At 67.3% G+C, this 26,766-nt stretch carries 21 protein-coding genes; 11 read left to right on the top strand and 10 right to left on the bottom strand.

Features of this window, described 5'->3' with window-relative positions; all coding sequences use genetic code 11:
• Positions 1-378 precede the first annotated feature (378 nt).
• Entirely contained in the window at positions 379-1,299 is a 921-nt protein-coding gene (locus KHY18_RS27060) for a hypothetical protein (RefSeq protein ID WP_249729045.1), read from the bottom strand.
• On the opposite strand from KHY18_RS27060, the gene KHY18_RS10865 reads away from it, so the two are divergent.
• Complete coding sequence (locus tag KHY18_RS10865) at positions 1,279-6,099, top strand: putative Ig domain-containing protein (protein ID WP_349630274.1); 4,821 nt, start codon at positions 1,279-1,281, stop codon at positions 6,097-6,099. The genes KHY18_RS27060 and KHY18_RS10865 overlap by 21 nt on opposite strands.
• A 95-nt stretch (positions 6,100-6,194) precedes the next feature.
• On the opposite strand, the gene KHY18_RS10860 is transcribed toward KHY18_RS10865, so the two are convergent.
• The 8 genes from KHY18_RS10860 to KHY18_RS10825 are packed head-to-tail and all read right to left on the bottom strand — an operon-like array spanning position 6,195 to position 13,555.
• The gene (locus KHY18_RS10860) at positions 6,195-6,980 is read right to left on the bottom strand and encodes an SDR family NAD(P)-dependent oxidoreductase (RefSeq protein ID WP_249729044.1); all 786 of its coding nucleotides are present in this window, start codon (positions 6,978-6,980) and stop codon (positions 6,195-6,197) included.
• On the bottom strand, positions 6,973-7,965 hold the full coding sequence (locus KHY18_RS10855; protein ID WP_249729043.1) for a Bug family tripartite tricarboxylate transporter substrate binding protein: 993 nt from the start codon (positions 7,963-7,965) through the stop codon (positions 6,973-6,975). The genes KHY18_RS10860 and KHY18_RS10855 overlap by 8 nt, the downstream gene beginning before the upstream one ends.
• A 44-nt stretch (positions 7,966-8,009) precedes the next feature.
• Positions 8,010-8,951, bottom strand: coding sequence for an NAD-dependent epimerase/dehydratase family protein (locus tag KHY18_RS10850; protein WP_213299246.1), 942 nt, complete (start codon positions 8,949-8,951; stop codon positions 8,010-8,012).
• Positions 8,948-9,943 carry a fumarylacetoacetate hydrolase family protein gene (locus KHY18_RS10845; protein ID WP_213299243.1) on the bottom strand — a complete coding sequence of 332 codons (996 nt, stop codon included), beginning with the start codon at positions 9,941-9,943 and terminating at the stop codon, positions 8,948-8,950. Before KHY18_RS10845 ends, KHY18_RS10850 begins: the two co-directional genes overlap by 4 nt.
• Positions 9,940-10,521 (bottom strand): cupin domain-containing protein, encoded by a 582-nt coding sequence (locus KHY18_RS10840; protein WP_213299240.1) that lies wholly within the window; start codon positions 10,519-10,521, stop codon positions 9,940-9,942. Before KHY18_RS10840 ends, KHY18_RS10845 begins: the two co-directional genes overlap by 4 nt.
• Positions 10,518-11,324, bottom strand: coding sequence for a cyclase family protein (locus KHY18_RS10835; protein WP_213299237.1), 807 nt, complete (start codon positions 11,322-11,324; stop codon positions 10,518-10,520). Before KHY18_RS10835 ends, KHY18_RS10840 begins: the two co-directional genes overlap by 4 nt.
• A gap of 10 nt (positions 11,325-11,334) precedes the next feature.
• Entirely contained in the window at positions 11,335-12,342 is a 1,008-nt protein-coding gene (locus KHY18_RS10830; protein ID WP_213299235.1) for a tripartite tricarboxylate transporter substrate binding protein, read from the bottom strand.
• A 31-nt stretch (positions 12,343-12,373) separates the two neighbouring features.
• Positions 12,374-13,555, bottom strand: a complete 1,182-nt coding sequence (locus KHY18_RS10825; protein ID WP_213299233.1) for a porin — start codon at positions 13,553-13,555, stop codon at positions 12,374-12,376.
• Between the two features lie 195 nt (positions 13,556-13,750).
• On the opposite strand from KHY18_RS10825, the gene KHY18_RS10820 reads away from it, so the two are divergent.
• Entirely contained in the window at positions 13,751-14,659 is a 909-nt protein-coding gene (locus tag KHY18_RS10820) for a LysR family transcriptional regulator (protein ID WP_213299231.1), read from the top strand.
• 7 nt (positions 14,660-14,666) lie between these two features.
• Here KHY18_RS10820 and KHY18_RS10815 read toward each other — a convergent pair whose 3' ends face one another.
• Complete coding sequence (locus tag KHY18_RS10815) at positions 14,667-15,602, bottom strand: LysR family transcriptional regulator (RefSeq protein ID WP_213299229.1); 936 nt, start codon at positions 15,600-15,602, stop codon at positions 14,667-14,669.
• Between the two features lie 223 nt (positions 15,603-15,825).
• On the opposite strand from KHY18_RS10815, the gene KHY18_RS10810 reads away from it, so the two are divergent.
• The 9 genes from KHY18_RS10810 to KHY18_RS10770 all read left to right on the top strand — a co-directional run.
• Positions 15,826-17,499: a DUF1302 domain-containing protein gene (locus KHY18_RS10810; protein WP_213299227.1), complete on the top strand. Its 1,674-nt coding sequence runs from the start codon at positions 15,826-15,828 to the stop codon at positions 17,497-17,499.
• Between the two features lie 19 nt (positions 17,500-17,518).
• On the top strand, positions 17,519-18,856 hold the full coding sequence (locus KHY18_RS10805; protein WP_213299224.1) for a DUF1329 domain-containing protein: 1,338 nt from the start codon (positions 17,519-17,521) through the stop codon (positions 18,854-18,856).
• A 4-nt stretch (positions 18,857-18,860) separates the two neighbouring features.
• Positions 18,861-19,916 carry a YCF48-related protein gene (locus KHY18_RS10800; protein WP_213299221.1) on the top strand — a complete coding sequence of 352 codons (1,056 nt, stop codon included), beginning with the start codon at positions 18,861-18,863 and terminating at the stop codon, positions 19,914-19,916.
• Positions 19,913-22,330, top strand: a complete 2,418-nt coding sequence (locus KHY18_RS10795; protein ID WP_213299218.1) for an efflux RND transporter permease subunit — start codon at positions 19,913-19,915, stop codon at positions 22,328-22,330. Before KHY18_RS10800 ends, KHY18_RS10795 begins: the two co-directional genes overlap by 4 nt.
• A 2-nt stretch (positions 22,331-22,332) precedes the next feature.
• On the top strand, positions 22,333-23,493 hold the full coding sequence (locus tag KHY18_RS10790; protein WP_213299215.1) for an alpha/beta hydrolase family protein: 1,161 nt from the start codon (positions 22,333-22,335) through the stop codon (positions 23,491-23,493).
• A gap of 18 nt (positions 23,494-23,511) precedes the next feature.
• Positions 23,512-24,447 (top strand): VOC family protein, encoded by a 936-nt coding sequence (locus KHY18_RS10785; RefSeq protein ID WP_213299212.1) that lies wholly within the window; start codon positions 23,512-23,514, stop codon positions 24,445-24,447.
• Position 24,448: 1 nt separating this feature from the next.
• The gene (locus KHY18_RS10780; protein WP_213299209.1) at positions 24,449-24,784 is read left to right on the top strand and encodes a Rieske (2Fe-2S) protein; all 336 of its coding nucleotides are present in this window, start codon (positions 24,449-24,451) and stop codon (positions 24,782-24,784) included.
• Positions 24,785-24,806: 22 nt separating this feature from the next.
• The gene (locus KHY18_RS10775) at positions 24,807-25,934 is read left to right on the top strand and encodes an FAD-dependent oxidoreductase (RefSeq protein WP_213299206.1); all 1,128 of its coding nucleotides are present in this window, start codon (positions 24,807-24,809) and stop codon (positions 25,932-25,934) included.
• A gap of 7 nt (positions 25,935-25,941) precedes the next feature.
• Positions 25,942-26,766: MFS transporter (locus tag KHY18_RS10770; RefSeq protein WP_249729042.1), on the top strand; the 825-nt coding region annotated here is incomplete at its 3' end.

Below are 26,766 nucleotides of genomic sequence, written 5' to 3'. Positions count from 1 at the left end.
GATACGGTGGGACATGGGTACCAACACGCTGGTGGCAATACCGGGACATCGTTCACCATCTTCGAAGATGGAGCCCCCACAGGCATTGACTCGTCCACAGGAATACTAGGGACCGACACGCCGGAAGACGGCCTTGTCGCGACTCTCACGCCTGTGGACACCGGCCGCACAAATCTGGGCAAATGGGTTCTTGAAAGCCAGAGCACACCCGGCCTGTTCGCTCTGGACTTCAATGCCTCGACGGACAACAAAGCCCAACTCACGCTGGCAGATCCCACAAAAATCTCGGCAGAGGGCTCCCAGCACAGCATAGTCGTCACTTACTATGATATTTATCAGCTGGACACAGCGGGACAACCTATAGCAGGCACAGGATATTCAAAAACCGTCACTTTTGATGTGGTTGGTGCGTCCACGGATTTGAATTTCTCTTCCGATATCGTCGTCAGCGCAGCCGCTGGCGACCAGATTTCTCCTACCATCGCTTCCTGGGCCAATGGCAATTATGTTGTGGCCTGGAGTACGTCCGGCGGCGCCATTTATGCACAGATATACAACAACCAAGGCGCAGCCCAAGGAAACCAGATAACGATTAACAGCGCCCCCACCAGCGCGGCTCCTGTCGTCACGACGCTGGAGAACGGGGGATTCGCGGTGGCCTATGCGGACTCCGCCAGCAAAAATATTTCCGTACGTATCGTGGCGGAGGGCGGCCTTGTCGGCCCGCAACAGGGAATAGCGACCAACGCCTGGGTTGAATACGGCACCATAGCCATCGCTGCAAACAGTTCTGGCGATCAGTTCGTTGTTTCCTGGGACGCGGTCGACTACACCACCATTCGCACCGCAACATTCAGCAGCAGTGGCGCGGCGGGCGGCACTGATGTCTTTGCAACCCTGGGCTATGCACAGGCAACAGCCATTTTGAACAATGGCGCGCAGGTGATCGCGGCAAGCGAGGGCATTTACATCAGCGGCCAAGGTGTGAAGACATCGCCTGCAGGGGATACCGGGTACGCGCCAGGTCTTGCTGCACTCTCCAACGGCGGATTCGTACTCGCCTGGGAAAAGCAGCAGCATGTTTATGCGCAAATCTTCAATAACAGCGGCGTTGCGACCTCCGCCATTTTCCAGGCGGATACCGCGCTGAGCGACGTAGGCAATGTGAAGGTGGCCGCGCTGTCGGATGGCAGCTTTGTGATCACCTGGGACTCCGAGAATACGGATGGCAACGGCTCCGCCATCAGTGGCCGCCGATTCGATGCCGCGGGAACCGCCGTGGACCAAGCCGAGTTTCAAATCAACGAGCAGCGTTACGGCGACCAGAGCGCTGGCGTGGTGGCAGCGCTCGATGCCGGAAAATTTGCCGCCGTCTGGGTGGACTCCGCGGCATCGGGCAAGACCACAGGCTCGGATATAGAGATGCGGGTTCTGCTGAACGCGGCCCCGAACGCAGCGCCCGTGGTCAATGAGGTGGACGCCATCACGGTAGTCGACACTGCCACACAGGACACGCTGCCGAATACCGCAGGCACGCTCAGCGCCACCGATCCCGATACCGATGCCATTGCAAGCTTTGGCATCCAATCGGGCACCGCAGGCGGCAGCACCAGTATCGATGGCGTGGTCTATGACGTGTCCAAGGCCGGGACCTATGGGACGCTTTATGTGGTCAGCACGGGCGTCAACCAAGGGAAGTATGTTTTTGTTCCCAACTCCGCAGCAGTCGATGCGTTGCTGAGTGGCAGCGCCACGGACACGTTCACGGTCACCGCGACCGACAGCAATGCGCGTGCGGCCACCGGCAGCACCACGCTGACCGTCAACGTCACCGGCGCCAACGACGCGCCAACCAACATCTTTCTGTCCGGCAACACCGTCGCAGAGAACTCGGGGTCGGGAGCGCTGCGAAGCGTTGGCACCCTCACCACCGCCGACGTGGATATGGGCGACTCCTTCACCTACAGCTTTGCCGGTGGGGCCGACGACAGCCTGTTCCAGATCGTGGGTAACGAGCTTCGCTTCCAGGACACCACCACGTTGGACTTCGAGGCAAAATCCAGCTATTCGATCACGCTCAAAACGACCGACGCGGATGGCCTGACGTTCGACAAGACGCTCAGCGTGCTGCTGACCAATGTCAACGAAGCCCCGGTGGTCGCCGTGCCATTGGCGGCGCAGTCAGCGGCCGCAGGCCTGTCGTACTCCTACACCGTGCCGGCCGGATCGTTCACCGACCCGGACAGCGGCCAGACGAACACGCTGGTCTATTCCGCCGCGCTGGCGGACAACGGTGCGCTGCCCTCGTGGCTACACTTCGATCCGGCGACCCGCACCTTCAGCGGTACGCCAACCTCTGAAGACGTCGGAACGCCGTCCGTGCGGGTCACGGCCACCGACGGCGATGGACTGTCGGCCTACAGCGATTTCACCCTCTCGGTGGTCAACGGCCCGTCGGTCAACAGCATCGTGCGCGCGGACTCGGCGACAGCACTGACCAATGCGTCTTCGCTCACGTTCACCATCACCTTCTCCGAAAGCGTGATCGGGGTGACCAACGACGATTTCATCATCACCGGCTCGGCCACGGGAGGCAGCGTCGGTACGCCTTCCAGCAGCGATGGCGGTGTGAAGTGGACAGTCCAGGTCACAGGCGCCGGCGACGGCACTGTGCGCCTGGACCTCAAGTCCAGCGGCACCGGCATCCAGAGCGCCAACAACAGCGCCGCCATCGTTTCCGGCTACACCGCTGGCGCGAGCTACTTGGTGGACCGCACTCCGCCTGCAACTCCGGTCATCAACACGGCGGCCCTGACCAACCAGGCCTTGCCCACGCTCAGCGGAACGGCCGAGACCAACGCCACCGTCACCGTCGTGGTCGGCGGCGCGACCTACACCACCACGGCCACGGGTGGCGCCTGGAGCATCAACCTGGCGTCGGCCAACCCGCACGCAGGCGTCTTGGCTCTCAACGCCAACGGCAGCAATTGGGTTTCGGTCATGGCCACCGACGCCGCCGGCAATCCGTCCACCTCGCCTGCCACGCAGATGCTGGTGATCGATACCACGCCACCTGCCGCGCCAGCGGTGACCTCGCCCGCACTGACAAGCCAGGGGTTCCCCACCCTTGCCGGCACCGCCGAGGTGGGTGCGACCATCACCGTGGTAGTGGGCACGGGCAGCGCCACCTACACGACCGTTGCCGATGGCAGCGGTGCCTGGAGCGTCGACCTCGACACGGCGATGCCGACTTCCGGCACGCTTGTACTCAATTCCGATGGTACCAACAGCGTCACAGTCATCGCCAAGGATGCGGCCAACAACCCGTCGCAGGGCACCCTGCATACGCTGACCATAGACACAACGCCTCCAGCACAGACTTTCAGCCCGCCGCAGTTCTCCAACGACAAGGGCAGCAGCGATACCGACTTCATCACCAACACCCCGGCCCAGGTCATCAGCGCCACGCTCAGCGCAGGGCTGGGCAACGGCGATATCGTCCAGGGCTCGCTGGACGACGGCGTCACCTGGACCGACATCACCACCAAGGTCAACGGCACGGAGTTGATCTGGGATGAAGTCACCCTCACCGGCAGCGGCACGCTCAAGATCAAGGTCACCGATGCCGCCGGCAATGACGGCACCGTGCTCTCGCAGGTGTATGTGCTCGATACCGTGGCGCCCGCCATCGAGGCCGGCACAGTTTCGCTCGATGGCGACAGCGGGTCCAGCGCCACCGATTTCATCACCAACAACGGCAGCAACCAGACCCTGCGCGGCACGCTGACAGGCAACCTGTCCGCGGACGAGATCGTCGAAGTGTCGCTGGACAACGGCAGCACCTGGACCACGGCAACGGCGCTGGTCGGCACCAGCGACTGGAGCTTGTCGGGCGTGACGTTCGCCGCCAACGGCACGCTGCAGGTGCGCGTCTCGGACACGGCCGGCAATTCCAGCACGGCGCTGAGCCAGGCCTATGCGGTCGATACCGCGGCGCCGGTCTTCGACCCGGCTACCAGCAGCCCTGGCGACGATGCCACTGGCGTCGGCATTTCGTCCGCCGTGGTGCTGCGCTTCGGCGAGCCGCTGGCCTCGGTGGATGCCGCCAAGGTCTACCTGCGCGATGTCGCAACGCAGACCCTGGTCGCTGCGGCCGTCACCCTCAACGCCGATGGCGCACTGGTGATCACGCCCAACGCGAAACTGGCGTCGCTGACAGACTACTACATCAGCTGGGATGCCGACGCGCTCAAGGACGTCGCCGGCAATGCCGTGGCGGTCGTGGACAACGCGACGACTTTCAATTTCAAGACCGAACTCATCACGCCACCCACGCCCGTGGACCCCGCGCCCCCCACGGGTCCGGTCGTCGTCGATGGCGTCGCGGTCACCACCGTGACGCAGGCCGATGGCTCGACACGCATCAGCATACCGATCGTCCAGAACGATCGCCAGGAGAGCGTAGGCGCGGGCTCGACGGCCGACATCACGCTGGTCAAGTCCGCCAATGGCCAGCCCATTCTCAGCGTCGGCGTACCGACGGGCGTGGGCATCACGGCCGAAGGCTTTGCCACACCGCAGTCCACCTCGGCGGCGCTGGCCGACCTCGGCCTGCGACTGGAGCAGGTGGACGGCGCCAGCAACCAGCTCATCAACGATGGCAACCGGTTCTTTGCGAGCCTGGACCCCACGGCCAAGCTGGTGGTGCAGCTGCTCACGCTGTCCATCCCCGGCACGGCGGCGCCCGGCGAGCCCATACGCGTGACCGGATCGACGGCGGCCAACGTGCTCGAAGCCGTGATCGTGGACGCGCGCGGACTGCCAGCTGGCACGGTGCTGCAAGTCGATGACATCGACTTCGTCGCCATCGTCGGCGCGGTGCGCGTGATCGGCGGTGCGGGACGCAATTCGGCCAGCGGCGATGGCGCGGCCCAGTACATCGTGCTAGGCGCCGATGACGACATCATCCATGGCGGCGGCGGCAACGACACCGTGGGCAGCAAGGGCGGAGACGACCAGATCTATGGCGACGCGGGCAACGACACCGTGTTCGGCGGCGCGGGCAATGACCTGCTTTCGGGCGGCAGCGGCAGCGACAAGCTCAACGGCGGCACGGGCTTCGATGTGGCGCTGCAGGAAGGCAAGCGCAGCGATTACTCGATCACACTCGACGGCACGGGCATCAAGCTAACGCATATCGCCACCAGCGTCGCCGACTGGCTGGTCGATGTGGAGCAGGTGCGCTTCGAGACCGGTCCCATCCTCACCGTGGCCCACAGCGCGGCCGAAGAAGCTGCGGCTTTCCTGTTCCAGCAATGGATGGGACGCGATCTGACGCAGTCCGAAGGTGCGGTGATACAGACGCTGGACGGCTTGAGCGCCTTGCAGGTGGCAGACCTGTTCGCCCAGGTGTTCCCGCAGCAAGCCGGCGGCAAGACCGCGCAGCAACTGCTCGAAGGCATGGAAACCGCAGGCGCGATCCGCGTGGACGTGGCGCGCGACACCACGTTCGTGGGCGATGCGGGCAACAACACGTTCACGCCCCCCATGGGCCTGGCTTGGACGGTGGACGGCGGCGCGGGCATAGACACCATCGTCATCCCTGCGACCTTGGCGCAGATGCATGTCGAGGCGAGCGCCACCGGCCACACGCTGCAGCGCATGACCGACGGCGCGATGCTGGAGCTGGTCAACGTGGAGCGCGTGACACTCAGCGACACCCAGTTGGCCCTGGACCTCGACGGCCATGCGGGCGAAGCCGCCAAGCTGATAGGCGCCGTGGGCGGTGTGGCCTTGCTCGACAACAAGCCGCTGGTGGGCGAAGTGATTCGCGCACTAGATGCGGGCGTCAGCGCGCAAAGCCTGGCGCAACTGGGCCTGCAATTGCTGGGCGCAAACACTCCCGGTCAGGTGACGCAGCTGCTGTGGACCAATGTCGTGGGCAGCGCCCCCACGCCCGCGCAGTTGCAACCGTTCATCGACATGATGGCCCAGGGCGTGACGGGCGGCGAGCTCGCGGTGCTGGCCAGCAATCTGGAGCTCAACGCCGTGCGCATCGATCTGGTGGGTCTGGCGGCCACGGGGATCGAGTTCGCCTGAGCCGTTGAAGCACCGGGCAGGCGGGAATCACGCCTGCCTGGTCTGGCGGCTTGCGCGCCCGGGCCAGGAAAATCGCGCAAGGCCTGGCTTGGCCTTCAGCCGCCGTCAGACACCAAGGTGCCTCCATCGACCACCAGATTCTGCCCGCTGATGAAGCCTCCCGCGGCCGACGCCAGCAGCACCGCGACGCCGGCCACCTCGTGCGGCTCGCCCACGCGGCGCAGCGGGGTCATGGCCAGGCGCCGCGCCATGAACGCCTGATCCTGCAAAAGCCCGGCCGCCAAGGGCGTGCGTATCAGTCCCGGCGCGATGGCGTTGGCGCGCACGCCCTGCGGCCCCCACTCCACCGCCAGGTTGCGTGCCATCTGGGCCAGCGCGGCCTTGCTCATGCCATACAGGCCTATGGCGCGGTTGCCGCGCAGCGCGGCGATGCTGGCCATCAGGATGACGCTGCCCCCACCCCGCGCGCCCATGGCCGGCACCAGGCCGGCGCACAGCGCGTGCGCGCTGGCCAGGTTGACCTGGAACACCTGCTGCCAGTCTTGCGGCTGCACCGCCAGCAGCGGACCGGCCGGGCCCTGCATGCCGGCGTTGCAGACCAGGGTGTCTATGCGCCCAGACACCGCCAATGCCTGGTCCGCCAAGGCCTGGGCCTGCCGCGCGTCGGCCAGGTCGGCGCTCAGCGCCGTGGCCTGTACTCCGAGGGCGCGGCAGCGCGCCGCCACGGCTTCGCTCGCCGCCCGATCGCGATCGGCCAGCACCAGATCGGCGCCCTGGCGCGCGAACGCCAGCGCGATCGCCTGGCCCAGGCCGCCCGCCGCGCCGGTGATCAGCGCGGTCTGGCCGCTCAGATCGAACAGGCTGCGCGGCGCGTCAATCAAGCTGCACTCCCACGGAGCGTATGACTTCACCCCAGCGTTTGGTCTCGGCCTGTATCAAATCCGCGAACTGCGCCCGCGAACTCGGCGCGATCACCAGGCCCAGTTCGGTATAGCGCTGCACCACGTCGGGCGACTGCAAGGCCTTGACCAGCTCGTCGTGCAACAGGTTCGCCACCGGCTCTGGCGTTCCGGCGCGCACCGCCACGCCCGTCCAGCCCGGCACATCGAGTTCGGCCATGCCCAGCTCGGTGATGGTCGGCACCTGCGGCAACTGCGCCAGGCGCCGGTCGCTGCCGACCACGGCCAGCGCGCGCACCTTGCCTTCGCGCACCAGCGGAATGCTGCTGGGCGCGACGTCCAGCAACAGGTCGATGTGGCCGGCGATCAGATCCTGCACTGCGGGCGCGCCGCCCTTGTAGGCGACATGGGTCATGCGGCCCTTCACGCTGCGGTTGAGCATTTCCATCCAGATATGCGGCTGGCTGCCCACGCCATAGGAGCCGTAGTTCAGGCCCTTGTCGCTTTGCGCGGCCTGCAGCACATCCTTCCAGGTCTGCAGTCGGCTGTTGACCGGCGCGATCAGCACCGTGGGCGACACCAGCAGGCGCGTGAGCGGCAGGAAGTCTTTCAAGGTGTTGTAGCCCAGCTTGGGGTACAGGCCCGCGTTCATCGAGAACGGGCCCAGATCGCCGTACAGCAGCGTGTAGCCATCGGCGGGTTGCTGCTTGGCGTAGGCCACGCCGATCTGGCCGCCGGCACCGGGCCGGTTGTCGACCACCACGGGCTGCTTGAGGCTGGCGGACAGCTTTTGCGCCAGCATGCGCGACAGCGCGTCGCCGAAACCGCCCGCAGGATATGGCACGACCCAGGTGATGGGGCGGCTGGGGAAGGCAGGCGCAGCCTGGGCCAGCGCGGCATGTGCCAAGGGGAGCGCGGCCGCGGCGCGCAATACGCCGCGGCGGGTGAGCAATGAAGAAGAGGTCATGGTGATGCAGCAGCAGCCGCTCAAAAATGGGAGGAAATTTGCAGTCAGCGCCCGAGCGATCGCCGTACCAGCGCCTCGGCGCTGCCGTCGTCGCGCAGGCCCAGCGCTCGCGCGGCCTGGTCGTCCAGCGGCGGGTAGCGGCCGTAGATGGCCTCGAGCTGCGGCTGGGGCGCATAGCGCACCAGGCTCTGGCCGTCGACGCCGTACACCTGCGACAGGGTCTGCACGATCTCGGCCATCGACAGGCGCAGCACGGGCAGCGGCCAGGCGCGCCGACTGTCGGTTCCCGGGTCCATGGCGGCTGCGTGCACCAGGTTTTCGGCGCAGCGGCGCGCCGACATCCACCAGGCCGTGGCATCGGGCGACACGGGACAGGTGAAAGGCTGGCCCGCGGCCAGTGCGTGCAGCAGATCGCTCATGAAGGCCGAGGCCAGGCCCGAGGGTGCGCGCGGGCGCGCGACTATGCCGGGCAGGCGCAGCGCGCGGCCGTCGAGCAGGCCGCGGCGCGTGTAGTCCGCGAGCAGGATTTCGCAGGCCAGCTTGTGCGCGCCGTAGATCAGCGGCGGGCGCAGCGGCATGCTGTCGGTCACGCGTTCGCGCAGATCGCTGCCGTAGACGGCGATGGTGCTGGCATAGACCATCACGGGCGGACGCGCGGAGTTCATTGCGCCCAGCAGGTCGAACAGGTCCAGCGTGGCGTCGAGGTTCACGCGCCGGCTCATGCCGGGATCGGCCTCGGACGCACCGCCGGGCACGGCCGCGAGGTGAAAGCACACCTCGGGCGCGAAGTCCGCGATGCGCGCGCGCACCTGGGCATCGCCCAGATCGCCTTCAATGCCCAGAACGCCTGGCATGGGGGCGGGAAACTGCCGGTCCACGGCCGCGATGGCGCTGACCGCATGGCCGCCAATGCCGCCGCCCTCGCCGAGCAGCTGCAGCAAGGTGGCGCCAATGAAGCCGCCGGCACCGGTGACAAGTACCCTCATGGCGCAGGAGGCGTGGCCTGCACCACGCGCTGCTCGATCACGCCAAATGGGCCGTCGCGCCCGTCGTCATACCGGGCCTGCATGCGCACCCGGTCGCCGAAACGCATGAAGGCGGTGCGGATGGCGCCCTGGTCGATCTTCTCGATCACGCACCGCTCGGCGATGCAGGCCGAGCCCGCAGCGCGCGACTGGTTGGAGACCGTGCCCGAACCCACAATGCTGCCGGCCGTGAGCCGGCGCGAGCGCGCCGCATGCGCGATGAGCTGGCCGAAGGAATAGTTCATCTCGCCGCCATGCGGCTCGCCAAAGCGCTCGCCGTTCCACTGCACATGCAGGCGCATCTGGACCCGGCCCGCGTGCCAGGCATCGCCCAGCTCATCGGGCGTCACGGCGATGGGCGCGAACGATGAGGAAGGCTTGGCCTGCAGAAAGCCGAAACCGGTCTGCATCTCGTGCGGCCCGAGCGCGCGCAGGCTCCAGTCGTTGATCTGCAGCACCAGCCGCACCGCGGCCTGGGCTTGCTCCGCCGTGGCGCCCATGGCCACGGGGCCGACGACCACGCCGAACTCGCCTTCGAAATCGATGCCATCGGCCTCGCTGGGCAGGGGCACGTCTTCGTGCGGGCCCAGGAAGTCGTCGCTCGCGCCCTGGTACATGACGGGAATGGTGTCGAAGTGCGGAATCGGCGGCGTGTTGAACGCCTCTTCCATCAGCCGGCCGTGGTTCAGAAACGCCGAGGCGTCCAGCCATTGCGGACTGCGCGGCAGCGGCGCGGCGCAGGCCTGCGGGTCGAAGGCGATCGCATCCCGGGCCTCACCGGCGTTGAGCGCCGTGTACAGCGCTTGCAGCGGTGCCTGCACCGTCTCCCAGCGCTGCACGGCATCGAGCAGGCTGGTGGCGATGCCGGGAACGGGCAGCGCCTGCCCGCCGTCGCGTGAGACCAGCGCCAGCGCGCCGTCGGGCGTTGCGTTTCTGAGGGTGGCGAATTTCATTGAGACTTCTCCAAGGCCGTCGCGATGTCGGGCGCATAGGCCCCATCGACCAGAATGAACAACATGCGGCAAGGCTTGCCCGAGCGGTTGGCCCAGGCGTGGTTGGTGCCGCGCTGCACGACCACGCTGCCGACTTGCAGCAGCTGCTCGGACGCGTCCAGCACCAGCGTCATCTCGCCCTCGATCACGATGCCATAGTCCACCGATTCGGTGCGGTGCATCAGCGGGTGCGGTGATTGCGCATGCACGGTCGAGGCCTGGGCATCGCCGATCTGCGAAAACGCCGCCTGCATGCGCGCCGCGCCATGGGCCAGAAACTCCTCGGTGTCGGGCGGAATGTCGACAAAGCGCAGGCGCGTGCCGCGCGCGGGCGGCGGCAGCACCAGCGGGCCCAGCGTAGGGTCGGCGGCGTTGGAAATCAGCGCCGGGGCCTCGGAGGTGCTCCAGACTTCGTGGAACACGGTGCCCGCAATCGCCGCGACTTCGACCACCGTGGGCAAGGGCCCGTTGCTGGTGATCACCGCCTGGCCGCGCGCGTCATGGCCGGTGACTACGCGATGGATGGATGGCAGGCTCATGCAGCGTCCTCGTCGAAAATCGCCACCGCCCGCGTCCAGCCGGCCGACGCGCCGCGAATCTTGTGCGGAAAGCAGCTGATGGTGAAGCCCGTCGCCGGCACGGCTTCGAGGTTGTGCAGCTTCTCCAGATGGCAGTAGCCGATGTCGCGGCCGGCCTTGTGGCCTTCCCAGATCAGCGCCTTGTTGCCGGTCGCGGCGACCTTGGCCGCGGTGTACGAGAACGGCGCGTCCCAGCTCCAGGCGTCCGTGCCCGTGAGGCGCACGCCGCGCTCGAGCAGGTACATGGTGGCTTCATAGCCCATGCCGCAGCCCGCGCCGAGGTAGTCGGCGTTGCCGTAGCGGCTGCCGGCGCGCGTGTTGACGACCACGATGTCCAGCGGCTGGAGTTCATAGCCTATGCGCTGCAGCTCGGCCTGCACATCGGCGGCCGTGGCGACATAGCCGTCGGGAAAGTGGCGAAAGTCGAGCTTCACGCCGGGCTGGAAGCACCATTCGAGCGGCACTTCGTCAATGGTGATCGACGGCCGCGCGCCGCCGAGCTTGGCATCCTGGGTCGAGTGGAAATGCCAGGGCGCGTCGAGGTGGGTGCCGTTGTGCGTGGTGAGCGTGACCCACTCGGCGGCGGCCGCTTCGCCGTCGGGATAGTCTTCGGCGGTCGTGCCCGGAATCATCGCCATGAATTCGGGCAGGGTGTCGGCGTGCTTTTGGTAGGTGATCCTGGGCGCCAGCGGCGGCGGGTCCGAGAGCACGTCGTTCTCGAGGTAGATCGACAGATCGACAAAGCGGTGGCGGGGTTTTTTCATGGCAATACCTTTATTCGGGCACCACGCCCACGGCGCGCGACAGCGCCTGGTGGGTCTGGATTTCGGCCTGGTAGAACTTGTCGAGCGCGTCCAGGCTCAGCGGAGTTTGCGGATCCGTGCCCTGGCTGCGCAGGAAAGCCTGGACATCGGCATCGCGCATCGCGGCGTCGAAGGCCGCATGCAGGCGCTGGGTCGCGGCATCGGGCACGCCGCGCGGCACCAGCAGCGCGCCCCAGGCGGTGTGCACGAAATTGCGCAGCGCGGCGTCCTGGTTCCTGAGCGGCACGACATGGGGCAGCAAGGCGGGCGACTGGTCGGCCGTGCTGCCGAAGGCGCGCAGCTTGCCGGTCTGTATCAGATCGAGCGCCAGGCCGCCCAGCGGCACGAACGACAGATCGATCTGCCGGCCCGCGAGGTCCTGCACCGCGGGCGGCACGCCGCGGTACGGAATATGCGACAGCTGCACGCCGCACAGCTGTGCCCACTGCGCGCCCATCAGGTGAATCATCGAACCCTGGCCGATATGGCCGAAGCTCAGCGGCTTGCCGTCCTTGTCGGCCTTGCGCGCCAGCGCCAGCAGCTCCGCATGGTTCTGCGCCGGCAGATCGGGGCGGCCGGCCAGCACATAGCTGGTGCGGCCCAGCAGTCCGATGGGGCGCATCTGGCCGGGCTTGTAGCGCACGCTGGCCAGTGTGGCGGGCGTGAGTATGGGCTCGGTCTGCGAGACCATCACCGCCGTCATGCCGTCGGCGGGCAAGTTGAGCATGCGCTGCACGCCTATCGCTCCGCCCGCGCCGGGCTGGTTCTCGACAATCACCGTCTGGCCCAGCGCGCGCTGCAGCAAGCCTTGCAGCTTGCGCGCGAAAACATCGCTGGGATTGCCCGCGGGCTGGGGCACGATGATGGTCACATGGCGTCCGTTCTGCGCCAGGGCCACGGGGCCGGCCGCGCCCGCGGCCAGCGCCACCAGGATGGAGCGCCGGTTCATGCCGAGGGGCGTCGTTTCTTTTTCAATCATTGCCTGTCTCCTTGTATTTCTTGTCGCCGCTTCAGAACCGGTGGCGCAGGCCCACGGCGATGGTCGTGCCCTGCGCCGCCAACACCTGCGCCGGCGCGCCCACCGTCTGGGTGCGCGTCTGGTCGCGCATCAGCACCAGATAGGCGTCGGTGCGCTTGGACAGCAGGTGGTCGTAGCCCACCGAAAACACCTTGCGCGCCAGATTGCCGCCGGCCGCCGTCGCCGGCACGGCCAGCACCGCATCGCCCGTGCGGCGCGAGGCGAAGCCGGCCAGCAGCCGGCCCGAGCCCATGGGCACGGCGGCGCTCAGCTCCCAGAGCCGGTAGGAAACATCCAGCGGCTGCGCCGCCGTGCCGCGATTCTGTATGCCGCCGAGATGGGCAAACAGCTTCACGGCGCTGAAATCGTAGGACGCCGCGAGCTGCCAGGTGCGCGTGTCATTGGGCGAGGTGCCGTCGGCAAAGGTCAGCGGGTTGCGCTTGACGTTTTGCACCACCACGGACGCCGCCATCGGGCCTTGCGCATAGGCCGCGCGCAGCGCGCTGTTGCCGCCGCCCTGCTTTTCCGAGAAACCATGCGCGGCCGCGAGGCTGAATCCGCGCCACACCGGGCTGTCGTAGACCACCGAGTTCGCCCAGCCCGTGCCGCCCGTCATCGGGCCGCCTATCATGGTCGTCACATTGAGCGGGCTCAGCACCGTGGAGTCGCCAAACGCGTTCGAGGTGACGCTGTTGGTGAACAGCAGCGAAGTCACATTGCCCAGGCGCACGCGGCCCCAGGCGGGATGGGCCAGGCCTATCCACGCGGCGCGCGAGAACATGGGATCGGCAGCGACATTGACCGGCGCGCCGATCGCATCGTTGCGCCCGAAAGCCCCGATATCGTTGCGCACGAAGGCCGACAAATCGAACGACGCGGACAACCCGCCGCCCAGGTCTTCGCTGCCGCGCACGCCCCAGTGGCTGGTCGACATGCTGCCGCTGTCGAGTTTGGTGGTCGCGACATCGCGCGCATTCACGCCGGCCGCCGCGCCTTCGAAGCGTCCGACGGAAGCATCGACCAGGCCATAGAGCTGCAGGCTGGTGCCGGGCGCGCCTTGCGCATGGACGTTGGAAAAGGCGGCGGCGGCCAGCGTGGCGGCCAGCGCCAGCGAAGTGGGCGCGCGGCGGCGCAGGGGCGTGTTCAGACCGTGCGGGTCGGCACTGTTTTGCATTTTTGTCTCCGTTGCTATTGTTTTTTCTGTCGCCCGGTGCGCCACCGGTGCGATGGAATGAGATTTTGGAGATTTCTCTTGTATTCCTGAAATGGATTCTTTAGATTGCAGGAATCCATGCGCTGAATATCAAGACAAACCCAGGGGAAGGCGCTTGAAAAACAACCCACAGACGGCTCTGCCCCACTCAAAGACATGCGCTTCAATAAACTCGATCTGAATCTGCTGGTGGCGCTGGACGCGCTGCTGGCCGAACGCAACATCAGCCGCGCGGGTGAGCGCCTGCACCTGAGCCAGCCGGCGATGAGCAATGCGCTGGCGCGCCTGCGCAATTTCTTTGGCGACGAACTGCTGGCCGCGCAGGGCCGGCAGATGGTGCTCACGCCGCGCGCGCTGGGGCTGATCGAGCCGGTGCGCGACGTGCTGATGCGCATCGACAGCACGATCACCACGCCGCCGCTGTTCGACCCCGCGCAATCCACGCGCACCTTTGTGCTGCTGCTCTCTGACTTCACCACCGCGGTGTTCATTCCGCCGCTGCTCGAAGCGCTCTACCAGCAGGCGCGCGGCATAGGCCTGGAGCTGCGCGCGCTCAACGACAAGCCGATAGAGCAGCTGGAGCAAGGCGACGCCGACCTGCTGATCATTCCCGCGCAGTTCTCCGCAGTCGACCACCCGAGCGCGCCGCTGTTCGAGGAGCAGTACCTGTGCGTGACCTGGACCGGCCACAGCCGCATTCGCGACGAACTGACGTTCAGCGACTATCTCGAATGCGGCCATGTCGTCGCGAACTACGCCACGGGCGAGCAGCGCGCGGCGTTCGACAGCTGGTTTCTCGACCGCTTCGGCATCCAGCGCAAGGTCGAGGTGTCGGCGCCCAGCATGGCGGCCCTGCCCCAGATGGTGGTCGGCACCGACCGCATTGCCACCGTGCACCAGCGCCTGGCGCTGCAGGCCGAAAAAGTGCTGCCCATCAAGCTCTGGGCGCCGCCGCTCGAAGTGCCCACGCTGGAGCAGACCCTGCAATGGCACCGCCACCGCGATGCCGACCCCGCGCTCCAATGGATGCGCGAACTCGCGCTGCGCGTGGGGCGCGCGATCTAGGGGGGCATCAGGAGCGCCGCAAGACCGAGTCGGCCGCATCCATGTCGCGCGCCGCATCGAGAAACACCCGGCGCAGCCATTCGATGCCCGGGTCGCGCGTGCGGTAGCGGTGCCACTGCATGACCTGGGACATTTCGGCAAACTCCACCGGCACATCGCGCACCACGATGGGCAGATGGCGCGCGGCCTGCTGCGCGAGCCGGCCGTGAACGGTCGCGATGCGCTCGGTGCCCACCACCAGCGCCGCAGACGAGGCGTAGCTGAAGCTGGTCACATCGATGCGGCGATGCAGTCCATGGCCCTTGAACCGCCAGTCTTCGAGCGAGGTCGCATTGGTCGCCGGCGGCAGGGTCACCACATGGCCGGCCGCCATGAAGCGCTGCGTGGTCAGCTCGCCCTGCGCGATCCGGCTGTCGCGCCATAGAACGCACTGAAAGCGCTCGGTGAACAGCACTTCGCTGGGGTGGTCCGACGTGCAGTAATCGCTGGGCATCACCACCAGGTCGACTTCGGCGCGGTCCAGCGAACGCGTGGGTTCGAGCACCTGGGGCAGCAGCGAAAAACGGATGTCGGGGCCTTGCGCGTGGGCGCGCGCCAGCACATGCGGAATCAGCGTGGCCAATGTGAAGTCCGACACAAAGATGCGGAACTCGCGATCGGATTTCGCCGGCACGAACTCGGGCTTGGCCGCCACCGAGCTGTCGATGCGCAGCAGCACGTCGCGCACCGTGTCCTTGAGCACTTCGGCGCGCGGCGTGAGCTCCATGCGCCGGCCTACCTGCACCAGCAGTTCGTCGTCGAAATAGTCTCGCAGCCGCGCCAGGGCATTGCTCATGGCCGACTGGCTCATGTGCAGCCGCTCGGCGGCGCGGCTGATGCTGGCTTCGATCAGCAGCACATCGAGTGCGACCAGCAAGTTGAGATCTAGTTTATTGAAGCGCATCGGGGGTCTCCTCGGGCGGCATCGTAATGGCTTGTCGCCAGGCGCGGGTTAACCCGAAAAGTATTTACGCCGTCGATGGCAGGGATGGATTCAAACCATTTTTCAGCATGAAGGCCGCTTCCTACACTCGCCGCACTACTAGAAAAAATGCGGTGCAGGCGCCTTGGCGGCGCGCGCCGATGCCCGGCCTGCAAGGCCCCATGCAACGGAGACAAAACCTTTCATGTCCACGATCCACTCCCCCCGACGCGCAGCGCCGGCGCGCACCTTGTTGGCCGCGGCCGCCGCGCTGCTGGCCAGCGGCGCGAGCAGCGCCTTCGAGTTCGATTCCGGCAATCCCGACGTCAAGATCCGCTGGGACAACACGCTCAAGTACAGCAACGCTTTCCGACTCAAGGACCGTTCGCCGGGGCTGTCGACCACGCAGTTCGGCCCGGCCGGCGTGGTCGGTGCGAACAACCAGAACCAGGACGACGGCAACAACAACTTCGGCAAGGGCCTGGTCTCCAACCGCGCCGATCTGCTGAGCGAGCTCGACATCACCGGCCCGAACTGGGGTGGGCGCATCAGCGCCGCGGCCTGGTATGACACGGTCTACAACCGCAGCACCGACAACCCCGGCATCAGCGCCAACCATTCGCCCGCGAGCGAGTTCACATCGGACACGCGCTCGCTGATGGGCCGCAAGGCCGAACTACTCGACGCCTTCGTGTTCGGCAAGTTCGATCTGGCCGACAAGCCCGCGACCGTGCGCCTGGGCCGGCACACGCTGCTGTGGGGCGAAAGCCTGTTCTTCGGCGTCAACGGCATTGCCGGCGGCCAGGCGCCGCTGGATCTGATCAAGCTGCTGTCGGTGCCCAACTCGCAGTTCAAGGAAACCGTGCGGCCCACGGGCAAGCTCTCGGGCCAGGTGCAGCTGTCGAGCGATGTCGCCGTCGGTGCCTACTGGACCTACGAGTGGGAAAAGACCCGGCTCGCGCCCGTGGGCAGCTATTTGTCGGCCAGCGATTCCATGGGACCGGGCGCCGAGCGCATCAATGCCGGCCCCACGGGCACGTTCACGCGCCAGGCCGATCTCGACGCGCGCGATGGCGGCCAGGGCGGTCTGCAACTGCGCTGGCGTGTCGACGCGATCGATACCGACCTGGGCTTTTACGCCACGCGCTACCACGCGACCACGCCCAGCAATATCTGGAACACGCTCAGCGGCGCACCGCCGGCGCTGCGCGCGAGCAGCTACCGCTGGGCCTACCACGAAGGCGTGAGCGCCTTTGGCGCGAGCTTTGCCAAGACCGTGGGCGAATGGGGCCTGGCCGGCGAAGTGTCGCTGCGCCGCAATGCGCCGCTGGCCAGCAGCGGTCAGTCGGTCATTCCCGCGATCGGCGTGGGCACGCGCTACGACAACCGGGACAACCCGGGCTATGCCGTGGGCGAGACCGGCCATGCGCAGTTCTCCTGGCTCGCGAGCCTGGGCCCGAGTTTCATCGCGCGCGAAGCCAGCTTTCTGGGCGAAATCGCCTGGAACCGCCGGCTCAAGGTCACGCAGAACGCACAGATGCTCAACCCCAACACCGACCGGGATGCGACCGCGCTGCGCATGGTGTTCGCGCCGTCTTACCGCCAGGTGATGCCCGGGCTGGACCTCACGCCCAGTGTCGGCATCGGCTACGCCTGGGGCCGGTCGTCGGCAGTGGGCCCGGGCTTTGGCGTCGACAAGGGCGGCGATTTCAACATCGGCCTGGCGGGTGTCTACCTGGGCAAATGGACGGGTTCGCTGAACTACGTGCACTACCTGGGCAAGGAAGGCCCGACGCTGGACAACAACAACAACGCCCAGTTCCGCCAGTCGCTCAAGGACCGCAACTTCCTGAGCTTTTCGCTGCGCACGACTTTCTAAGAACGATACGGAGACAGACATGAACCATTCCACGATTGCCGCCGTGCTGCTGCTGGCCGCGCTGGGCGCCCAGGCCGCGGCCACGCCCGAAGAAGCCGCCAAGCTCAAGACCGAACTCACGCCATTGGGCGCCGAACGCGCGGGCAACAAGGACGGCAGCATTCCGGCCTGGACCGGCGGCTACACCACGGCCCTGCCCGGCTTCAAGAACGGCGGCCGGCGCGGCGATCCGTTTGCCGGCGACAAGCCGCTGTATTCGATCAATGCCGCGAACATGGCGCAGTACGCGGACAAGCTCACCGACGGCACACAGGCCTTGCTCAAGAAGTACCCGAGCTTTCGCGTCGATGTCTACAAGACCCTGCGCACCGCGGCCGCGCCGCAATGGGTCTACGACAACACGTTCAAGAACGCGACCACGGCCAGGCTCGACGGCGAAATCCTGCGCGATGCGTTCGGCGGCATTCCGTTTCCCATTCCCAAGACCGCCAAGGAAGTGATCGCCAACCATGAAATGCATTGGCGCGGCGAGGCCTGGCAGACCGATTTCCGCGGCTATCTGGGCACGGCCAACGGCCAGAGCGTGCTGTCGGTAGAAGCCACGGGCGACTTTCAGATGCCGTATTACGCCCAGGGCCAGGAAGCCAAGTACAACGGCGAGTACTGGATGATACGCATGCTCAATTCGGGCCCAGCGGTGCGCGCCGGCGAAGCGCTGGTGGGCCGCCAGAACGTGGACCAGGACAAGACCGCGACCTGGGTCTATCTCACGGGCCAGCGCCGCGTGCGCAAGCTGCCCAACTCCTGCTGCGACACGCCTACGCCCGCCTCCAGCGGAGTCGCCAGCTTCGACGAAGTCGATGTGCTCACGGGCCGCACCGACCGCCACGACTGGAAGATCGTCGGCAAGCGCGAAATGCTGATTCCCTACAACAGCAACCGCATGCATACGCCCGAGAAGGACAGCGAGCTGCTGCTGGCCAACCACCTCAACCCCGACCACGTTCGCTGGGAGCTGCACCGCGTCTGGGTGCTCGAAGCCACGCTCAAGCCCGGCCAGCGACACCAGGCCGCGCGTTCGCGTTACTACTTCGACGAAGACACCCGGGTCGCGGTGCTCGCCGACCGCTGGGACGCCAAGGGCCAGCTGTGGAAGACGGTCTGGTCGCACCCCGTGGTGATGCCCGATCTGCCCGCCACCACGCCGCAGCAGCAATGGGGCTTCAACGACCTGATCAGCGGCGCCTGGTACGCGAGCGGCGTGGTCAACGAGCGCAAGCAGCACTACCGCATCGTGCCGCGCCGGCCGGATTCGCACTTCACCGCCGAAGCCATGGCCGGCGAAGGCGTGCGCTGAGGCCATGATGTTCACTTTCTTCTCCAGCGTGCCGGCCTGGCACGCCGGCGCAGCCCTGTGCGCAGCCCTGCTGGCCGGCGCGGCGCTGGCCGCCCCGGTAGGCGCCGCCGCCGAGCGCCCCGCGGTGATGGTGCAGCGCCCCGCAGCCGCCGTGTTGCTGGGCGCGGCCGCCGCGGGCCAGCGCACGGTCGCCGTGGGCGAACGCGGCGTGCTGATTGTTTCCGACGACGGCGGCGCGCACTGGCGCCAGGTGGCGCTGCCCACCAGCGTCACCTTGACGGCCGTGCGCTTTGCCGATGCGCGCCACGGCGTGGCCGTGGGCCATGGCGGCACGGTGCTGACCAGCGCCGACGGCGGCGATACCTGGACGCGCCGGCTCGACGGCCTGCGTTTGGCCCAGCTGGCACTGCAGGCGGCGCAACGCGGCGGCGATGCGGCAGGCATGCGCGACGCCGAGCGCCTGGTCGCCGAAGGCGCGGACAAACCGTTTCTCGACGTACTGGTCTGGGACGCAAAGCGCTTTCTGGCCGTGGGCGCCTTTGGCCTGGCCTTCGCCACCGAGGACGGCGGCCAGACCTGGACGCCCTGGATGGACCGCCTGCCCAACCCCAAGGGCATGCACTTCTATGTCGCGCGCCGCAGCGGCGACAGCGTGCTGCTCGCAGGCGAGCAGGGGCTGCTGCTGCGCTCCGGCGACAACGGCCGGAGCTTCCAGGCGATGAACAGTCCCTACCCGGGCAGCTGGTTCACGGGCGAAGTCACGGGCCAGGAAATGCTGCTCGCCGGCCTGCGCGGCAACGTGTGGCGCAGCACCGATGGCGGCGAACAATGGGCGCAGATCGCGAACCCGCGTTCGGCGTCGGTAACCGCCTCGCTGCCAGTGGGCAATACGGTGCTGCTCGCCACCCAGGCCGGCCAGGTGCTGCGCCTGCAAGGCGATGCATTGCGAGCTATGGACATCGCGCCGCAGGCCCCGTTGGCCGGCTTGGTCGCGGCGGGTGGGCAATTGCTGGGCCTGGGCGTGAACGGCATCCATGCTTTGAACGGAGGCGCGCAATGATGGCCTCGTCTACACCAATGCATGACGCGGCGCGCTTTGACCCGCGCTCGGGCTCGATCATCGAGCGCCTGCTGTTCAACCACCGGCTGCTGGTCGTCGTGCTGTGCGCGCTGGTCACGCTGGTGCTGGGCTGGCAGGCCACGCGCCTGCAGCTGCAGGCCAGCTTCGAGAAGTCGATTCCCACGGGCCACCCGTACATCGCCAACTACCTCCAGCACCAGAGCGAACTCAGCGGCCTGGGCAATGCGGTGCGCATCGCGGTGGAACGCGACGCAGGGCCCGAAGCCAGCATCTACGACGCCGCGTATCTCGACACGCTGCGCCGCCTCAACGACGCGGTCTTTGTGCTGCCGGGCGTGGACCGCGTGGGCATGAAGTCGCTGTGGACGCCGACCACGCGCTGGTTTGGCGTGACCGAAGACGGCCTCGAAGGCGGGCCGGTGATTCCCGACGGCTTCGACGGCGGCGCGGCCAGCCTGCAGCAGCTCGCGGCCAACGTTGCGCGCTCGGGCGAAATCGGCCAGCTGGTGGCGCGCGATGCGCGTTCCTCGGTGATCTTCGTGCCGCTGCTGGCCAAGGATGCCGACGGCAACGCCATCGACTACGCGAAGCTGTCGGAGCAGCTCGAAGCGCTGCGCAGCCAGTTCGAAGGCGAAGGCGTGCGCATCTACATCACGGGCTTTGCCAAGCTGGTGGGCGATCTGATCGACGGCGTGCGCGCGGTGCTGCTGTTCTTCGCGCTGGCCGTGGCCATCGCCACGGCGATGGTGTATTGGTATACGCGCTGCGTGCGCTCCACCCTGCTGGTGGTGCTGGCCTCGCTGATCGCCGTGGTCTGGCAGCTGGGCCTGCTGCCGCTGCTGGGCTTTGTGCTCGACCCGTATTCGATTCTTGTGCCCTTCCTGGTGTTTGCCATCGGCATGAGCCATGGCGCGCAGAAGATGAACGGCATCATGCAGGACATAGGCCGCGGCGCCGACAAGCTCGTGGCCGCGCGCTTCACGTTCCGTCGGCTGTTTCTCGCGGGCCTCACGGCGCTGGTCGCCGACGCCGTGGGCTTTGCGGTGCTGCTGGTGATCGACATCCAGGCGATACGCGAACTCGCGATCGCGGCGTCACTCGGCGTGGGCGTGCTGATCTTCACCAATCTGATCCTGCTGCCCATTTTGCTGAGCTATACCGGCGTCAGCGCCCAGGCCGCGGCGCGCAGCTTGCGCGCCGAGGAAGGCAATGCCTCGGGGGGCCGGCTGTGGCCGCTGCTCACGCGCTTTACCGAAAGGCGCTGGGCGACGGCGGCCGTGGCGGCCGGGCTGGTGTTGGGTGTAGCCGGCTTTGCGGCCAGCACCCAGCTCAAGATCGGCGATCTGGACCCGGGCGCGCCCGAAATGCGCGCCGACAGCCGCTACAACCGCGATGTCGCCTATCTCAATGCGGCCTACGGCGCGTCCAGCGACGTACTCGCGGTGATGGTGCGCACGCCGCCGGGCCAGTGCGCGAATTACGCGACGCTCAACAAGGTGGATGCGCTCGAATGGCAGCTGCGCCAGCTCGATGGCGTGGAGTCGACCAATACCCTGGCCCTGCTCAACCGGCGCGTGCTTTCTGGCCTCAACGAAGGCAATCCCAAGTGGTATGAGTTCGTTCCCAACCAGGACATGCTCAACACCGCCACGGCCAGCGCGCCGCGCGGGCTCTACAACGACGCCTGCTCGCTGCTCACGGTCTATGCGTACTTGCGCGACCACAAGGCCGACACCCTGGAACGCGTGGTCGCCCATGTCGAGGCCTTTGCCCAGGCGAACAACGGGCCGCAGTCGGAGTTCCTGCTGGCCGCCGGCTCGGCGGGCATCGAGGCCGCGACGAACATCGTGGTGCGCGACGCCTGGCGCCAGATGCTGCTGCTGGTCTACGGCGCCGTGGTCGTGCTGTGCCTGGTCACGTTCCGTTCCTGGCGCGCGGTGGTGGTCGCGGTACTGCCGCTGGTCATCACCTCGCTGCTCGCCGAAGCGCTGATGGTGGGCCTGGGAATGGGCGTCAAGGTCGCGACGCTGCCCGTGATCGCGCTGGGCGTGGGCATTGGCGTCGACTACGCGCTCTACATCCTGTCGGTGACGCTGGCCGAGCTGCGCCGCGGCCGCAGCCTGGCCCAGGCCTATCACCGCGCGCTGCTGTTCACCGGCAAGGTGGTGATGCTGACCGGCGTGACGCTGGCCGTGGGCGTGATCACCTGGGTCGCGAGCCCGATCAAGTTCCAGGCCGACATGGGCCTGCTGCTGGCGTTCATGTTCCTCTGGAACATGCTGGGCGCGCTGGTGCTGCTGCCCGCGCTCGCCCACTTTCTCCTCAAGCCGGCCGTACAGCCGGCGGCCCAGCCCGCAGCAATGCCGGCAACCACCCTCACCCCGAACTACTGAATATGTTCAAGTACTTTCCCACCAACTACGTCTGGAATCTGTCCGTCAATCTGGCGATCGAGATGGGCGCGCGCATAGGCGAGATCGAAGAGATGTGCGCACCGCTGCAAGACGCCGCCAAGGCGCCCGATGCCGCGGGCACGCAGGCCTTTCGTGCCACCTGGTCGGCCATGGCCGACAAGCTCTGCGGCCTGGCAGAAGAAGACGAGGCGCGCGGCCGCCTGCTGTCGGCAGGCGAGAAATACAACCGCGCCGCGACCTATTACCTCACCTGCGAGCGCCTGCAGGCGCATGGCGCGCCGGGCCGGCTGGAACTCTATGCACGCTTTCTCGCGGTGTTCGCCAAGGGCCTGCGCCTTGCAGGCGAGAACTGCGAGCGCGTGGAGATTCCATACGAAGGCAAGCTGCTGTCGGCGCTCTATGTGCGTGCCGAAGGAATGGAAGGCCGGGCGCCACTTCTGGTCCAGGTCAACGGCCTGGACTCCACCAAGGAAATGAAATACCGCGTGGGCCTGCCCGCCTGGCTGGCGCGCCGCGGCGTGTCGTCCCTGATCGTCGACCAGCCCGGCACGGGCGAAGCCTTGCGCCTGCACGGGCTCACGGCGCGCTACGACAGCGAACACTGGGCCAGCCGCGTGGTCGATTGGCTGGAGACACGTGACGATGTCGATCCCCAACGCATTGGCATGGAAGGCGTGTCGCTGGGCGGCTATTACTGCCCGCGCGCCGTCGCCATGGAGCCGCGCTTTGCCTGCGGCGTGGTCTGGGGCGCGAACCACGACTGGCGCGACGTGCAAAAGCGCCGGCTCGAAAAGGAAGGCAGCTTTCCCGTGCCGCACTACTGGAGCCATGTGCAATGGGTCTGGGGCGCCAAGGACATGGACGACTTCATGCGCATCGCCGAGAACGTGCACCTCGACGGCGTGGTCGAGAAGATCCGCGTGCCTTTCCTCGTCACGCATGGCGAAAAAGACTCGCAGATTCCGCTCAAGTGGGCGCAGCGCACCTACGAGCAGCTGGTCAACAGCCCCCAACGCGAACTCAAGGTCTTCACCGCGCGCGAAGGCGGCGTGCAGCACTCGAGCTTCGACAACAGCATCAACGCGGGCCAGTACATCGCCGACTGGGTCGCCGAAACCCTGCACGGCCGCACGGCCGTCTGAACCAAGAAAGACTCTCCCATGAATATCCTCGGACCCGATGCCCTGGTTTTTGGCGTCGACGACCTGCCCGGTTGCCGGCAATACCTGATCGACTACGGCCTGCGCGATGTGGGCAATGACTACTTCGAGGCGCTAGACGGCACGGGCATCGTGCTGCGCGCCAGGGACGACGCGGCGCTGCCGCCCGCCATGGGCACGGCCAGCCTGCTGCGCGAAACCGTCTACGGCGTCGCCGATGCGGCCACACTGGACGCCATCGAAGCCGAGCTGCGGCGCGACCGCGAAGTCACGCGCCGTGATGGCGTGGTGCGCAGCGTCGACGACATGGGCTTTGCACTGGCCTTCCAGGTCAGCGTGCGCCGGCCCATCGCCTTGGCCGCCGAAGCGATCAACGCGCCCGGCGCCGCGCCGCAGCGCGCGCCCAATGTCGCGGCCGTCGACGATACGCTGCCCGCGCTGCCGCGCTCGCTGTCGCACGTGGTGTACTTCGTGCCGGATTCGGCCAAGGCCGAAGCCTTCTACACGCGCCTGGGCTTTGTCTGCACCGACCGTTTCAACGGCGTGGGCCCGTTTCTGCGCCCCGGCGGCACGCAGGACCACCATACGCTGTTCATGATCCAAACGCCGCCGTTCATGAAAGGCTGCGAGCATTTCACGTTCCACCTCGGCGGGCCCACCGAAGTCATGCTGGCCGGCACGCGCTTTGTCGAGAAGGGCTACCAGAGCTTCTGGGGCCCGGGCCGCCACCGCTTCGGCAGCAACTGGTTCTGGTATTTCAACTCGCCCCTGGGCTGCCACGTGGAATACGACGCCGACATGGACTTGCACGACGACAGCTGGGCGGCGCGCGAAGCGCCCATGGGCGCCGATGCCTCGCAGCTGTTCCTGTTCCAGCACCGCGAGAAGTGGGCGCCCGGCGGCCCGCCACCGCCCGCCGCCAAGGCGGCGGCTTGAAATGACCACCACGCGGCTGTGCCACATGGATGACGTGCCTGACGGCGCGGCGCGCGGCTTCGACCCGCAGCGCACGGGCCAGGCCACGGTGTTTGTCGTGCGCCAGGGCACGCAGCTGCGCGCCTGGCGCGACGCCTGCCCGCACCACGACACGCCCTTGCCCTGGCGCCGCGACGCGTACCTCGACGCGTCCGGGCGCCACATCGTCTGCGCGGCCCATGGCGCGCTGTTCGACCCGCTGACCGGCGTCTGTACCCTGGGCCCCTGCCTGGGCGATGCCTTGACGCCGGTGGCGATCGACATGCATTCCGACGGCAGCCTGTACCTGGCGCCCTGAAAACAAGAACTGGAGACAAAAAATGACAAGCCAACGCATTCTCATCATCGGCGGCGGATTTTCCGGCATGTCGGCCGCGATCCAACTGCGCAAGCAAGGCCATGCGGTCGATCTGGTCGAACTCGACGCCGGCTGGCGCAACTACGGCGCGGGCATCAGCCTGGGCGGCGCGACGCTGCGCGCGTTCCGCCAGCTGGGCATTCTCGACGTCTTCCTGGCGCAAGGCCATGCGGCCGACGGCGTGCGTCTGTGCCTGCCGCACGGCCCGCAGGTGGCCGAACTGCCCACGCCGCGCCTCGCGGGCGCGGATGTGCCCGGCGGCGGCGCCATCCTGCGCCCGGTGCTGGCGCGGATTCTTGCCGACGCGACGCGTGCCAGCGGCGCCGACATCCGCCTGGGCTGCACCTTCACGCACTTCACCCAGGACGACCAAGGCGTGGACGTCGAATTCACCGACGGCCAGCGCCGCCGCTACGACCTGGTCATAGGCGCCGACGGCCTGTACTCCAAGGTGCGCGAGGCACTGCTGCCCCAGGCACCCAAGCCGGTCTACAGCGGCCAGGCGGTCTGGCGCGCGGTGCTGCCGCGGCTGCCCGAGATCGAGACCGCGACCATGTGGATGGGCCCGCAGGTCAAGCCCGGCGTGAACCCGGTGTCAAAAACCGAGATGTACCTGTTCGTCACCGAGCCGCGGCCGACCAACGACCATGTCGATCCCGCGAGCTTCGTCGACCGCCTGCGCGGCCTGCTCGAAGGCTTTGGCGCGCCCGCGCTGCAGGCGATACGCGCGCAGATCGACGCGCAGTCGCAGATCGTGTTCCGCCCGCTGGAAGGCCTGCTGGTGCCGCGGCCCTGGTCGCTGGGACGCATTGTGCTGATCGGCGACACCGTGCACGCGACCACGCCGCATCTGGCATCGGGCGCCTGCATCGGTATCGAAGACGCGCTGGTGCTCGCCGAGGAGCTGGAGCTAAGTACAGACGATGTGCCCGCGGCCCTGGCCGCGTTCGAGGGGCGCCGCTGGGAGCGCTGCCGCATGGTGGTCGAGAACTCGTCGCGCCTGGGCGAGATCGAGATCGCGGGCGGCGACAAGGAAGAGCACGCGCGCATCATGCGCAGTTCGCTGATGGCCCTGGCCGAACAGATCTGAGGCCGCCATGGTGATCACAACAGACTCCAAACGCGCGCGCGTGGCGCTGATGATCGGCCATTGCGCCGGCATGGTCGACCTGGTGGCCCTGCCCGTCTGGGTCGGCACGCTGGTCGCGCAATACCGTTTCGATGCGCAGCAGGCCGGCATGCTGGCCTCGCTGTTCCTCGTGGGCGCGGTGCTGGCCAGCGTGGCGCTGGCTTCGCGCTTCGACCGGCTCAACGTGCGCCTGGTGGCGACGCTGGGCTTCGGCCTGGCGGCGCTGGGCTTTGGCTACGCGTCCACGCTGCACGACTTCACGGCGCTGGCAGTGATGCACGCGCTGTGCGGCATGGCATCGGGCGCGGCGCTCAGCGCCACGCACGGCACCATTGCGCGCAGCGGCCATCCGCACCGGCTGTTCGCCATCGTGGGCCTGGCGCTGGCGGTGTTCGGCATCGTGTTCATGGGCGCGACGCCGGCGCTGGTGGGCCAGTTGGGCGGCGCGGTGCTGTTTCAGGTGTTCGCGGGCGTGATGCTGGTCGCGGCGCTGGCGGCCGCCTGGGCGTTTCCCGCGCCCGATGCCGTGCGCAGCCCGGCCCCGGCCGGCACGCGCGCGCCGCTGCCCGCCAGCGTCTGGTGCGGCATCGTCGGCATTGCCTGCATGGGTCTGGTGCAGGCCATGACCTTCAGCTTTCTCGAACGCGTAGGCAGCGACCGCGGCTTTGGCGCGGCCGCCGTGACCGGCGTGCTGATTGCACTGGGCATCGTCAATCTGGCGCCCCCCGCGCTCGCCGCCTGGCTGGAAAAACGCCTGGCCGCGCGCAGCGTGCTGCTGGGCGGCGCCGCGCTG

The organism is Acidovorax sp. CCYZU-2555 (assembly GCF_018413525.1).
Lineage (GTDB): Bacteria > Pseudomonadota > Gammaproteobacteria > Burkholderiales > Burkholderiaceae_C > Comamonas.
Note: the sequence above shows the minus strand (reverse complement) of the source record. Positions and strands in the feature narration are given on the sequence as shown.

Coding starts and splice junctions, on each gene's coding strand:
- KHY18_RS10855 (WP_249729043.1), bottom strand. CDS start 7,965: ATGACCTCTTCTTCATTGCTCACCCGCCGCGGCGTATTGCGCGCCGCG.
- KHY18_RS10850 (WP_213299246.1), bottom strand. CDS start 8,951: ATGAGGGTACTTGTCACCGGTGCCGGCGGCTTCATTGGCGCCACCTTG.
- KHY18_RS10845 (WP_213299243.1), bottom strand. CDS start 9,943: ATGAAATTCGCCACCCTCAGAAACGCAACGCCCGACGGCGCGCTGGCG.
- KHY18_RS10840 (WP_213299240.1), bottom strand. CDS start 10,521: ATGAGCCTGCCATCCATCCATCGCGTAGTCACCGGCCATGACGCGCGC.
- KHY18_RS10835 (WP_213299237.1), bottom strand. CDS start 11,324: ATGAAAAAACCCCGCCACCGCTTTGTCGATCTGTCGATCTACCTCGAG.
- KHY18_RS10830 (WP_213299235.1), bottom strand. CDS start 12,342: ATGATTGAAAAAGAAACGACGCCCCTCGGCATGAACCGGCGCTCCATC.
- KHY18_RS10825 (WP_213299233.1), bottom strand. CDS start 13,555: ATGCAAAACAGTGCCGACCCGCACGGTCTGAACACGCCCCTGCGCCGC.
- KHY18_RS10820 (WP_213299231.1), top strand. CDS start 13,751: ATGCGCTTCAATAAACTCGATCTGAATCTGCTGGTGGCGCTGGACGCG.
- KHY18_RS10815 (WP_213299229.1), bottom strand. CDS start 15,602: ATGCGCTTCAATAAACTAGATCTCAACTTGCTGGTCGCACTCGATGTG.
- KHY18_RS10810 (WP_213299227.1), top strand. CDS start 15,826: ATGTCCACGATCCACTCCCCCCGACGCGCAGCGCCGGCGCGCACCTTG.
- KHY18_RS10805 (WP_213299224.1), top strand. CDS start 17,519: ATGAACCATTCCACGATTGCCGCCGTGCTGCTGCTGGCCGCGCTGGGC.
- KHY18_RS10800 (WP_213299221.1), top strand. CDS start 18,861: ATGATGTTCACTTTCTTCTCCAGCGTGCCGGCCTGGCACGCCGGCGCA.
- KHY18_RS10795 (WP_213299218.1), top strand. CDS start 19,913: ATGATGGCCTCGTCTACACCAATGCATGACGCGGCGCGCTTTGACCCG.
- KHY18_RS10790 (WP_213299215.1), top strand. CDS start 22,333: ATGTTCAAGTACTTTCCCACCAACTACGTCTGGAATCTGTCCGTCAAT.
- KHY18_RS10785 (WP_213299212.1), top strand. CDS start 23,512: ATGAATATCCTCGGACCCGATGCCCTGGTTTTTGGCGTCGACGACCTG.
- KHY18_RS10780 (WP_213299209.1), top strand. CDS start 24,449: ATGACCACCACGCGGCTGTGCCACATGGATGACGTGCCTGACGGCGCG.
- KHY18_RS10775 (WP_213299206.1), top strand. CDS start 24,807: ATGACAAGCCAACGCATTCTCATCATCGGCGGCGGATTTTCCGGCATG.